This is a genomic window from Pseudoalteromonas sp. S1610 (assembly GCF_005887465.1).
GTDB lineage: Bacteria > Pseudomonadota > Gammaproteobacteria > Enterobacterales > Alteromonadaceae > Pseudoalteromonas > Pseudoalteromonas undina.
Window position 1 is genome coordinate 59,525 of sequence record NZ_PNDI01000031.1, and the last position, 13,116, is coordinate 72,640.

9 protein-coding genes are annotated in these 13,116 nt (G+C 39.0%); 2 read left to right on the plus strand and 7 right to left on the minus strand.

The window, feature by feature from the left end; translation table 11 throughout:
- Nucleotides 1-208: 208 nt before the first annotated feature.
- The 7 genes from CWB77_RS12360 to CWB77_RS12390 form a co-directional block, all read right to left on the minus strand.
- Nucleotides 209-820 (minus strand): DsbA family protein, encoded by a 612-nt coding sequence (locus CWB77_RS12360; RefSeq protein WP_138622967.1) that lies wholly within the window; start codon nt 818-820, stop codon nt 209-211.
- Nucleotides 807-1,913 carry a GGDEF domain-containing protein gene (locus tag CWB77_RS12365; protein WP_138622969.1) on the minus strand — a complete coding sequence of 369 codons (1,107 nt, stop codon included), beginning with the start codon at nt 1,911-1,913 and terminating at the stop codon, nt 807-809. Before CWB77_RS12365 ends, CWB77_RS12360 begins: the two co-directional genes overlap by 14 nt.
- Entirely contained in the window at nt 1,910-3,799 is a 1,890-nt protein-coding gene (locus CWB77_RS12370) for a methyl-accepting chemotaxis protein (RefSeq protein ID WP_054201584.1), read from the minus strand. Before CWB77_RS12370 ends, CWB77_RS12365 begins: the two co-directional genes overlap by 4 nt.
- A gap of 191 nt (nt 3,800-3,990) precedes the next feature.
- The gene (locus CWB77_RS12375; RefSeq protein WP_248526993.1) at nt 3,991-5,679 is read right to left on the minus strand and encodes a M1 family metallopeptidase; all 1,689 of its coding nucleotides are present in this window, start codon (nt 5,677-5,679) and stop codon (nt 3,991-3,993) included.
- A gap of 312 nt (nt 5,680-5,991) precedes the next feature.
- Nucleotides 5,992-6,507, minus strand: a complete 516-nt coding sequence (locus CWB77_RS12380) for an RNA methyltransferase (RefSeq protein WP_054201586.1) — start codon at nt 6,505-6,507, stop codon at nt 5,992-5,994.
- Entirely contained in the window at nt 6,507-7,019 is a 513-nt protein-coding gene (locus CWB77_RS12385) for a YcgN family cysteine cluster protein (protein ID WP_008468055.1), read from the minus strand. The genes CWB77_RS12380 and CWB77_RS12385 overlap by 1 nt, the downstream gene beginning before the upstream one ends.
- A 96-nt stretch (nt 7,020-7,115) precedes the next feature.
- On the minus strand, nt 7,116-8,933 hold the full coding sequence (locus CWB77_RS12390; protein ID WP_138622971.1) for a DUF885 domain-containing protein: 1,818 nt from the start codon (nt 8,931-8,933) through the stop codon (nt 7,116-7,118).
- A gap of 153 nt (nt 8,934-9,086) precedes the next feature.
- On the opposite strand from CWB77_RS12390, the gene CWB77_RS12395 reads away from it, so the two are divergent.
- Entirely contained in the window at nt 9,087-10,358 is a 1,272-nt protein-coding gene (locus tag CWB77_RS12395) for a Xaa-Pro dipeptidase (protein WP_138622973.1), read from the plus strand.
- 294 nt (nt 10,359-10,652) lie between these two features.
- Nucleotides 10,653-13,073: a TonB-dependent receptor gene (locus CWB77_RS12400; protein ID WP_138622975.1), complete on the plus strand. Its 2,421-nt coding sequence runs from the start codon at nt 10,653-10,655 to the stop codon at nt 13,071-13,073.
- Nucleotides 13,074-13,116 lie beyond the last annotated feature (43 nt).

The window sequence follows — 13,116 nt, forward strand, 5'->3', positions numbered from 1 at the left end:
TACACCTTTGCTCGTTAATTATCGGATTTACTAATCGCTTTAGCCTGTTTATAAAAACAATTTAAAGCGAGATAGTTTCAATGAGCGAAATTGTATAGATTAAAAATGACAAGCGTGTTGCGTAAAAAAGTCGCTTTTATGACAGCGGTAATAAATTAGCCTTATTGACCGAATTTAAAGTGCAGGGGTAATGTTTGAAGTGTAAACTTTATAAGTAAGATTGTATTTCACTTAGCGTTTGCCGCCAATCTGTGTAGTTAATAGCAATGGGGTATGCGCTATTGTTTTTTATTAATACTAACGACGGAAAACCTTGAATAGGTAAACTGCGAACATAATTGAGCTCATCATCAAAGCGACGCTTAAGTTCATTAGAATGTAAGTATTGAGAAAATAAACTAGCATCTAAACCAATTTGTTCGCTTAGTTTAATTAAAACCGCCTCATCCGATGGATTTTGCGCCTGTAAATAATACGCTTGTTGAATGGCGTCAATCATCTGTGGCTCTTTGTTAAAGCTACGAGCAATTAAAGCCGCTCTGCAGGAGGGATAAGTAGAACGGCGCGGTTGGCATTCTCGCCAAAAATTAAAATTAAACTCAGTGCCTAATTGGTTGCTAATGTTTTGCCATATGCCTTGTAGTTGCAACTGCATATCGGCACTCATTGGCTGGTCGCTATCAGCAGCTAAACCTCCGATTCTATATTCTATAGACAGAATATTTTCTAGAGCCGATTCAAGTTTTTGCCACGTAGGCTTATATCCCCAGCACCAGCTACACATAGGATCATGCACATAAATAAGCTTATTGACTGACATACTCGCCATGCGCAAATATGACTTTATTGCGCCCTTGTGATTTTGCCTGATATAAATACTCATCGGCTTGTTTTAATGCACTGTCGTAGTCATCAATATGATTAGCTTGTGCAATGCCAATGCTACAAGTTAACGATACTCGTTGTTGTTTATCAGTTAATATTACATGATGTTGCACGCATTCTCTAAAACGATTAGCCAAAATACTGGCTTCTATGGTGGTCATCTGCGGTAAAATAACCACAAACTCTTCGCCACCATAACGGGCTTTAAGGGCGGTTGCAGAAAATTGCGACTCTAATAATTTAGTAAACTCTATTAATACGGTATCGCCAAAATCATGGCCGTAGGTATCATTTAATTGTTTAAAGTTATCTAAATCAATGAGCAAAATAGACAGCGGCAAATAATGCGCTGGCCGTGAAGCAGCAAGCTTTAAAAAATGTGAAGTAATAAAACGACGGTTGGGTGCGCCTGTAAGCTGATCTGTATAGGCGTGTTGTTTTTGTTCTAAGGTGATATCTGCAATGGCAAGGTGGCTTCTATGACGAAAATACTCACCGATAAAAGAAAACACCAGCACTAATGAAAATGCAGCAACAAAACGGGTCTTTTCTACCTCACCATACATAACCTGCCCCATATCGGGGCCATATAACATAACAATACAGCTCAATAACATGGCACTACTTAACCATGCGCCAAGTTTAACACCCAGTATGGCAAATACAGCTACAGGATAAAACATTAGCCAATATAACGCGGTGTTTTCTTTACCGCCGGTGGATACTAAAGCTAAGCACATCACAAATACAATCATCAAGGTAATTAATGCGATAGCATTAAGCTGTTTAGTTTTTATAAAATAAACAATGCATCCTACAATAGTTAAATTAACTGACACTAAAGCGGCAGTTAATATGGGCTCATAAATGCGATGGTTTGTAATCACTAAATAGGTAATTAACACCAAGGCAATCGTTATCATGGTAAATAACGAAAACGCTTGGCGTTGTCTATCAAAGCTATAAACACTGTCAATATTGATTAAACTGAGCCAGTTTGGTTTATTTATTTTTGTTTTACTGCTCATACTTTGAATTTTTTAACCATGCGCTCTAAGTCACTGAATTGATGTTTGAGCTTAGTGCACTCTTCTAAAGTGAGGTTAAGGTTAGATTGACCTTGAATCGATAGGTCGCTAATAACATGGATATCTGAATGTAATGATTTAACAACTTGATTTTGCTCATCAGTAGCATTAGCCACACTATGATTAGCGTCGGTTATTTGCTTTATCGCACTAATTATTTGTTTCATTACATCGCCAACTGCATCAGCTTGCTGAACACTTTTTTCACTTTCTTCTAAACTGGTTTTCATCAGCTCAACGGCAGAGCTTGAGCCTTTTTGTAGTTCAATTACCGTATTTTCAATTTCTTGCGTTGATTGCTGAGTACGTTGTGCTAATTGCCTGACTTCATCAGCAACAACGGCAAACCCTCTTCCCGCTTCACCTGCACGTGCCGCTTCTATTGCCGCATTTAAAGCAAGCAAGTTAGTTTGTTCACTCACGCCTTTGATTACCGCAAGTACATTACCGATATTAGCAGTATGTGAATCTAAACTATTAATTGTTTCTTGTGCTTGCTCTATATTTTGCGAAAGTTGATGAATGCTCGAAACGTTATTCGTTAGTGTTTGCTGATTTTTAGCGCAATATTGATCAGCATCTTTAGCAAGTGTTGAGGCATTACTTGCACTAGTTGAAATTTCTGTTGCAGTGGCTGAAAACTGGTTAATTGCAGATGCCACACTGTTGGTACGTTCACTTTGGTCGTCATACATAGTTAATGTTGAATCTGTTTGGGTAACCAGTTTAGCAACCGCGGTTTCTAGCAACTGTGTTGAAGACTTAACTTGAACAATTGAATTTTGAATTTTTTCTATAAAAATATTAAATGAATTACTTAACTGACCAAACTCGTCATCGTTCTCAACACTGAGTCGACAAGTTAAATCGCCTTCACCTTGTGCTATATCTCTAATAGCATCATTAAGACGATACATAGGTCGCATTAAATAACGCAGTAAAAACTCCAGTGATGCAACAATCACTAAAATACCAATAATTAAAAAGACAATTGCCTTTTGACCAAACGAAGAGACACTTGAATACGCTTTATCTTTATTGACTACTACACCCAGATACCAATCAACATTTTCAATACCACGAATCTTAGTAAAGGATACCAGCGAGGTTTCACCCGCTACTTGATACTCTGTAAATTCTCTTGCTAACGGTGCATTTTTACCAATCAAATCTGCGACTTTTTTTGAATTTAATTTACTATCAGGGTGACTTAATATTTGCCCTTTATTATCAAGTAAGAAGCCATAACCGAGTCCCAAGAAATCAATATCGCCAATAATTTCAGCGATGGTTTGCATATCAATATCTGCTCCCGCTACCCCTTTAAATTGACCATTACTATTAATAGGCGCAACGGCTGAAATTGTCAGTTCGTTGGTGGTCACATCAATATAAGGGGTTGTAAAAGCCGTTGTTGTTTTATTTTCTACTAATTTATACCAAGGGCGACTTGTAGCATCAAAATCGCTGGGGAGCACAACACTTTGATCATTTAAAATAAATGTCCCCGATGATTTACCTATGTAGGTATTTTTAAAATCCCCGGCAAGCTCAGCGGTATTTAATTGCGAAAGCGTTAAAGACTTCGTATCGTTATCTTGATATGTTTTTGCGATAGAGATCACAATCGCCAATTTATTATTGAGCCAACTTGCAATGTTTTTAGAAACCGATTCTGAGTTTTGCTCTAGCACCAGCGACAACTGCTCTTGAGTTTGATGACGCATTGAAAAATAGTTATTTATAGTGAAAACACCTAACACTAAAACTAACACTAATGACGCAGCGATGGTGATTTTGGAGGTGAATTTTAGCGAGCTAAACATAAGTACCTTAAGAATTAATCATTATTACCACTGCCTTTTTAACAAATTTTTAACTGAAAGTCTTAGCAAATATTGTTCAGGCGAGGTTAATAATTAAAAATAATAATAAATAATGAGATTTAAAAACCAAAAAGAACGGTATTTGGTTAAATCTTAAACTTATGACAAGTTGTAATTTAAGCTATATAAGCTTAGCTTTGTTGCTGGCATTGACTAATTATGGGTAACTGTCGCAGAACCTTCATCTGTGGATCGATAACGATAATGTCGCTTTTTTTGGCATTGATAGTGATCAGTCCATCCACTGGAGTGTGAGTTGTCAACTTCCCGTTTATAGAAATAGGAACAGGCATTTTAAACGCTGTGCCATCTTTTTCGCTGTTACTCCAGCTTAAATAAATGACTGTGTTGGTTCGCTCCATTGTTAAGGTTGGTAACGCGGCTTGCTTTAAATACACATCAAATAACCACGTATAATCATCGCCCGTGATCCGGTTAACAATATTAATAAACTCTTGGCTACTGCGATAACGCGACTCGATTGGGTAACTCAAATTAGCTGTTTGCGTTTGACCATATACTAACTCTCGGGCAGCTTGCCAAAATAACTCGTCTCCAATTAGCCATCGCAGAGTGTGAAGCGTCCAACCACCTTTACCATAAATATCTGCATTAAACGCTTCTTTAGAAGTAACTTTCCCTTGTTTAACAATAGGATGGCAATTTTTTAATCCTAAATACGCGGTGTACATAGCATGGTTATAAGCAGCTTCACCAAATTTAAATAAGCTGTAAGCGGGTTGCATATAGAAACCAAAGCCTTCGTGTAACCACGCATCGTTGAGTTTTTCATGGGTCATTAAATTGCCAAACCATTCATGAGCCAACTCGTGCTGAATAAGCCAGTCATAGCCACTTGGATCGCGGGTATACCCTTTACCATAAGCGTTAATGGTTTGATGTTCCATACCCAGATGCGGTGTTTCTACAAAGCCTAATTTTTGCATTCCCCAAGGGTAAGGCCCTAATACAGATTCAAAAAATGCGAGCTGTTGATATACATCATCATTGAGTAGCATAGTGGCTTTGTGGCTGTTTTCAGGTAATGCCCAGAATTCAACAGGTACCTGCGTGCCGTTAATACTTTTATATTGCTGTTGAATACGTTCGAAGGGACCAATATTTAGCGCAATATTGTAATCACTGGCAGGCTCAGATAAAAACCAATCAAATTCAGTTGTATTATTTTTTAATGGCATAATTTTTTTAAGTACACCATTACTAGCAACACTTAACCCCGTAGGTACTGTCACACGAATACGCATACTGTCGGCTTTATCACTGAAGTGATCTTTACAAGGCCAAAATAAATCACAGCCCTCGCCTTGTACTGCCGTTGCTATCCAAGGCTGACCTTGTGCCGTATGGCTAAATACAAAGCCACCACTCCACGGAGGATTAGTAGCTTCATGAGGGTGTCCTGAATAGCTAATGGCAACCTCGACAACTTCACCTGGGTATTTAGTTTCATACAGATCAATAATGATAATGCCCTGCTGGTGACTAAAATTGACTGGTTGCTTTGCAACAGTGACATTTTCAATAGAGAAACGATTATCGAGCTTGAGTTCGACTTGCTGCGTTTTTTTCAGCACGCGAAACATGGTTTTACCTATGCCAGAAATTTTTTTCTTACTGGGCAGGACAACTAGCTGCAAATCGTAAAAAATGACATCAGTGGTTTGGGCTATCGTGGATAACGACTCACCAGTACTTGCTACTTGAGGATCTAAAGCTGCAGGCTTTGAATAACAGCCTGTTAGCGGAATGCTTAGTAACATTAGCCAACAACAGCAAAACAAGTAACGTACCCTATGCATAAAATGTAAAACCTTGTAGTTATTATTTTTTCATTATAATTACATATTTTTACACTTATAGAGTTAAAAAAAGACGAACTGCTTATTTTTTAAGTTGATTAGTTACTTTTATTTACATTTAACTAGGATCTGTTGATGCTTTGCGGATTAATATTTTTTTAAACTGGGGGCGATTTAATCGTGGTGCGAGGTTGGTAAATTAGTGGTGGGCTCGATAACTGCTCCTGCGCTATTCCATTAGCTTACATCCATTTAAGAATAAGTAAAACCGAGCAAAGCTACCACGTCCTGTTCACGCTTATAATGTGTATATTAAGGTTGTTTTTTCCATTTCATTTTATTATTAGTATCGCGTGAGGAAATAATGGTTTCATCGCTGCTTTGAATTCCGCCCAATTTCGCGAGTCGGTCATAAAGAACAACATTACAAGTTGCCGCTAGATTCATACAACCTATAGTTGGGATATACACAACTTCGTCGCACCATTTTAAAACGTCTTTAGGCACAGAGCCGTCTTCTGGACCAAACACATAAAATGCGTTCTCAGGATGAGTAAACTCGGGTAAAGGAGTGGCACCTTCAATTAGCTCTATTACCACTACTTTTGCGTCTTGTGGCTTAACTGATGCTAAATTGTCGGTGGCGGTTAATGGAATACGTTGCACCACATTTTTAGTATCAGTATGAAATTTTTGTGCATTTAAATAACGGTTGCCGGTAAAAAACACCTGCTTGGCGTCATAACAACCTGCTGCGCGTAATACACCACCCACATTGGTTGGGCTTTTAGGGTTTATTAAACCAATACTTGCTTGTAACTTACTCACTAGTTGCAATCCTTGGTTGGCCACTCGGCAATATACAAGTCAAAATCTTCCAGTTTTACATCACAATCTTTTACTGTTTTATCTTTGACTGAAATATTTAGCTCATGCATTTTAGTTTTATCGCCGTTATTAAGTAACGGATGCCACGTTGCTAAACCGCGCCCTTCATGAAGTCGGCGGTAGCTACAGCTTTGGGGCATGAAAAAGATGTCTTTTAGGTTTTCTTTAGTGAGCTTAACGCACGAAGGGACTAAGGTTTGGCGGTTTTCGTATTCACTACAGCCACAGGTATTGTTATCAAGGTATTGGCAAACAATATTAGTGAATATAAGTTGCTCGCCTTCTCTTAGCTGATCGGTAGCAGTAAAGTCATCTTCGTCTTCACTGTCAATAAAGGTGTTTAAACAACACTTTCCACATCCATCACAAATGGCTTCCCATTCTTGTTGGTTCATTTCATTCAGGCTTTTGCTAAGCCAAAATTGGGTATTTGCTAATTGTTGATCAAACATGGTGTTCTCGCCCCTTTTAAGAGCGCGCATTCTAACGTATTGCAGCAAAGCGCGCAAAGCCAATCCCTAATATCTGCATGGCTTCGCGCGATTTTATTACTGCAGAGATTTAACCCAACGTTTAATTTTTTTCTCCAGAATAGGCATAGGTAATGCACCATCAATCAATATTTGCGTATGAAACGCTTTAATATCAAATTGCTCACCTAATTGCTGGTGGGCGTAATCTCTGAGCTCTTTAATTTTAAACTCGCCCAATTTGTACGATAATGCTTGCCCAGGCCATGCGATATAGCGCTCAACTTCAGCGATAACATCACTTTTTGCCATTGAAGAATTTGCTAGCATGTAATCAATGCCTTGTTGACGTGTCCAACCTTTGGCATGAAAACCTGTATCAAGCACTAATCGCATCGCTCTTAGCTGCTCATCGCTAAGACGCCCGTACCACATATACGGGTCAGTAAATAAGCCCAGTTCTTTGCCTAGGCTTTCTGCGTATAAAGCCCAGCCCTCGGCAAATACCGTGTAGCCGCCAAATTTACGAAAATCAGGTAAGCTTTGCACCTCTTGTTGCAGCGCAATTTGAAAGTGATGCCCCGGAGCGGCTTCATGAATAGACAGCGTTTCGAGTAAGAACTTAGGCTGTGCTTTTAAGTTGTATGTATTGATATAAAATATACCTGGGCGCGAACCATCAGGAGCAGGCCCTGCATACGAGGCTCCTGCAGCCGATTGGGCACGATAGGCTTCAACCGCTTTAACAACATAAGGAGCCTTAGGCTCAATATTAAATAACTTTGGTAAGCGAGCGTCTATTTTTACTTTAATTTGTTCATAGGCGGCAATTAACTCATCGGCTGTTTTATAATAAAACTCATCTGAGTCACGTAAGTGGTTAAAAAAGGCTGATAATTCTCCTTCAAATCCTACGGTGTCTTTAACCGTTTTCATCTCACTTAAGATTCTTGCCACTTCACTTAAACCAATCTCATGAATTTCATCCGCTGATAAACTTAATGTAGTATTTTTCTTTATTTGGTAGTCGTACCACGCTTTACCATTGGGTAAATCAGCATAACCAACAGAATCGCGGGCATAAGGAATATAATCGTTAAGTAAGAAATCGCTCATTCGCTGATATGCAGGTACTAATTTATCTAAAATCAATGTTGTATACTGCGATCTTAACTGCTGCTTTTCATCAGCTGAAAAAGAATTGGGCATGGCTTTAATGGGCGAATAAAAGAGAGAATCTTTTGCGCTTGTAACAACATGCGCTTTAAATTGCGGGAGTAATTTTTTTGCTAATGGCATAGGCAGTACCACATCGTTTTTAACGCCTTGCGCCATTGATTGTTCAACACTTGCAAGCCATTTAACGAAACCATCTGCACGCTTGATAAATTTTTGGTAGTCGGCAACAGTATTAAAAGGCTGAGCACTTTGTCCTGAACCAAATCCAGCGAAGGTATTATGCGCACCTGACATTTGATTTATCGGTAACAAATAATTTTTATATTGCATCCCCTCAAGCTTGAGGGCTAAATCACGGGATAATACTTCAAAATTCAGTAGCGCTTGACCGGTCAGTTGTGATTCATCAATCAGCGTTAAGCGTTGTTGATATTTTTTGTAAAATGCGGCTTTTTTATCGCGATTAAACTGCGATATTTCAGGCAAAAATTGATCATCAAATTCATGGCGGCCATTGTAAGTAGCGCTTAATGGATTAAAAGCTAATGATTCATCGTAGTACTGAGCAACGAGCACATCTAATTGCTGCTCGGCTGATAATTCGCTTATGACAGGTGCGACTGACTGATTTGTGTTTAATTGTGAGCTGGTGCTCATACAACCACTTAAGGCAAACATAACGCTACTGGCAACCAGTGCTATTTTAATAACTTTCATAAAGATCCTTGTTAGTTTTTACCCGCCAATTATGCGGTTTTAAATAGCTTAAATAAAGCAATTATGGTCAATGCTATTCGTCGCTATATTATTTACTCAATAGCGCATGGTTGCTACATTCAAGTGAATGAAAATAATTATAATGACTTAAACATGAAAAAACATTTACTAACTGCATCAATCGCATTTCTGAGTTTAACCAGCGCAAATACACTAGCCACAACCTATATATCGGCCAAAGCTTTGCTAGATGTTGAAACAGGCGAACTTAAAGCTAATCCGTTGATTGCCATAGATAACGGTGTTATTAGCCAAATCCAATTTAATAAAAAGCCCAAGCTTAGCAGTAATGATGAACTGATAAATCTACAAACGCTTACCCTGTTGCCAGGGTTAATGGACATGCACGTACATTTAACCAGCGATCCAACCGTGTCTCGAAGTGAACGTTTAGGGCAATCTGTTCCGAGAATGGCCATTAAAGCCAGCTATTTTGCTAAGCAAACCTTAGAAGCTGGATTTACTACAGTAAGGAACTTAGGTGCTGAGGGCTACAGTGTTATTGCGGTGCGAGACGGTGTGAATGCAGGTGATATTATCGGCCCACGCATTTGGGCTGCAGGGCCTTCTTTGAGCATTACTGGTGGGCACTGCGATAATAATCGCTTACCTCCAGAGATGAAATATACTGCGGCCGGCGTTGCTGATGGCCCATGGGCAGTGCGTATTAAAGTGCGTGAAAATATAAAATATGGCGCTAATGCAATCAAACTATGCGCCACAGGCGGTGTATTCTCTAAAGGAACAAAAGTCGGCATACAGCAATACGCCTTTGAAGAAATGAAAGCCATTGTTGATGAAGCGCACATGCGTGAATTACCTGTTGCCGCTCACGCACATGGAACTAACGGTATTAAAACGGCAATTAAAGCCGGTGTAGATAGTGTTGAGCACGCTAGCTTTTTAGACGATGAAGCAATCGCGCTTGCAAAAGAGCATGGAACTTGGCTGTCTATGGATATTTATAATACCGAATATACGCTAAGCTTTGGTGAACAAAATGGCGTGGATGAAGAAAATCTAAATAAGGAACGTCTGGTATCAAAAAAACAACGCGATAGTTTTAAACGCGCGGTTGAAGCGGGTGTAAACATGGTGTTTGGAACCGACGCAGCTATTTACCCGCATGGTGATAACGCTAAGCAGTTCTCGCGAATGGTTGAATTTGGTATGAGTGAATTACAAGCTATTCAAGCCGCGACCATTAATAGTGCTAAATTATTAAAAGCTGATAAACAACTAGGGCAAATTAAAACTGGTTTTGCAGCTGATATTATAGCGGTAAACACTAACCCATTAAAAAACATTTCTACACTAGAGCAGATCCCATTCGTTATGAAAGCGGGTGTGGTTTACAAACAGTAAATCCAAAACGCCTCTATAAGGTTGCGCTGCGCTCAACCTTAACAGTTTTTTAGCAAATTTAGCTAAGCTGCTTGTTTAGCCATCAATATTTTATTCAAAAGATCTTTCCGCTAAACCAATTATCTACTGTAATACTCCATTGAAATTTTCAAATATGATTACTTTTAAATCACATTGAATAACAATCAAGCAAACGTACCTATTAAAGTAAAAAAAATTGAACTTTTTATTTAATTTTAAAATGATAACCATTATCATTCTCGAAAATTAACAAATGCGAATGGTTATCAGTTTATGAAAAGATTTCAATACTCTCTCCTCACTATGGCGTGCTTAAACGCAAGTTTAGCAATGGCTAACGAGTCACAAGTTAATTCAGATATTGAACGAATTAGCGTTTACGAGCAACAAAACCGAGTGGTGATGAATTCAGGTTTAGCAACTAAATCAGACATGTCGCTAATGGAAACTCCTGCACCGGTGGTTATTGTTGATAAAGCACTGATTGAGTCACAAGGTATTGATAGTCTTCAGGATGTGATCCGTAATGTGAGTGGCCTAACTCAAGCGGGTAATAACTATGGCATTGGTGACAACTTAGTTATTCGTGGCTTGGGCGCTAATTACACTTACGATGGCATGTATGGCGGCGCAGGGTTAGGCAATACATTTAACCCTACTCGTTCTTTAACCAATGTTGAATCAATTGAAGTATTAAAAGGCCCTGCAACGGGCTTGTATGGTATGGGTAGTGCCGGTGGTGTGATCAACCTGATTGAAAAAAAACCACAGTTTAACGAGCAACATACCCTAGAAATGGATATTGGCCAGTGGGATAGTTATTCGCTTGCACTTGATAGCACCAATGCAATAACCGACGATTTAGCTTATCGGGTTATGGCCAAAACCGCCTCTAGCGATGGCTTTCGTGATTTAAAAGATCAGCGCGATGAAATTTACTCGTCTTTAAAATATGTGCTTAATGACCAGCAATCTTTTGTATTGTCTGGGGCATATATTAAAGATGCTATTGCAGTGGATTCTATTGGCCACCCTATTCGTATTTTTAACAGTAAATCGGTTAACGGTTTAACTGCAGGAGAAGTATCAGGCGCCGATTTAGTTAATGACCCTACAGCAAGTGGCTTACAATTGAGTGAAGCACAACGAAATGAACTCGCTAACTCTTTGGCAAGCAATGATGGTTTAACACCCTTTAACTTTGGTACCAATGGCATAATATCACCGATGGCAAAGGATAACGAAGGTGAAGAGCTGCGTTTTAAATTAGCGCACAATTACTACATTAGTGATGATTTATTTTTAAATCAACAGCTACAGTACCGTAATTACACCTCTAGCTTTGCTCGCCAAACAGGTGCTTATAATTATGTGTATTGGAACCGACGTGGTGTAATTAACCAAGATCCACGCGCACCGTTAGTTGTTGATAATGTATTACACCCTTTCGCAGCTAGACGCCAAGAATATCGCCAAGTAGAAGCAGATGAGAAATCATGGCAATACTTTTTAGATTTACGTTATGACTTTATGCTCGGCAATATAGAAAACGAATTACTGGTTAATGCCAACTACGAAGACCGAGATATTCGTTTTAAACAATACTCCATTTATGATGCCGATAAGGTCATTAAAAACAAAGCCGGAGAAGTTATTTACCAAGGTGCACTACCGTATATTTTTGATATACGCCAGCCAAATTGGCCTGCGGATGAATTTGCTGATTATGATCCGCTTAAAACCAGTGATTACAATAAAAAAGTACAAGCATGGGGCGTAGGCCTTCAACATGTTGCTTACATTAACGATAAGATCACTACTCGTATTGGTGTTGCTCATAATCGTATTAAACAAAGTTACGAGCACTTTGGTGTTGACCCTCGTTATAGTCAAAGCCGCGCAAATCCAACGCCAGAAGCAAATACCTCAGACAGTGGTTTAACGTATAACCTAGGTGCTACTTATCAAGTAACCGCTGATATGGCTTTGTTTTTAAATCACTCTAAAGGGCGCACAGCTTACAGTGTTCTTGGCTCTGTTGCCGGTAATGAAGCCGATAGAGACGATTCCGAATCTGTGAGTAACGATTTAGGATTTCGTTTTAAAGCATTTGATGACCAATTACTGGCATCAATTGTGGTATTTGAAAGTGCGCGTACTAATTTAGAATATGCCAACCCTCTTTATGAAGCCGGCGTGTCAGCACCTAATGTAGTAGAGAGCTTCTTTGATGGTGAAGAACAAACAAAAGGTGTAGAGATTGATTTAAATGCCTATTTGAACGATCAATGGAAAGTTAATATCAACGGTGTTTATCAAGACGCCCGCGATAAAACCAACCCAAATCGTGACAGCTATAATACTCGTCAAAAAGGGGTGCCTTATGTAACAGCTAGTTCATGGGTTACTTACTCAGCAGCGCTGCTTGAATTACCGCACGCAGTTGATTTAAGCGCAGGTTTAACATTTGTTGATAAGCGTAGTACTAACTCAAGTTCATTTGGTATTGATAATGGCTACGTACCAGCTTATACCGTATATGATGCTGCGGTTAGCTATAAAGCAGACAACTGGCAGATGCAATTAAACATTAATAACCTGTTTAATAAAAAATACTATTCTAAAGCCATGTTTTTAGGCGGAATGCCAGGTGAAGAACGTAATGCAAAGCTAAGCTTTAGTTACACACTTTAATAGTTTAATAATTTTAAAAGCACGGAGTTTCAATTGAAATACC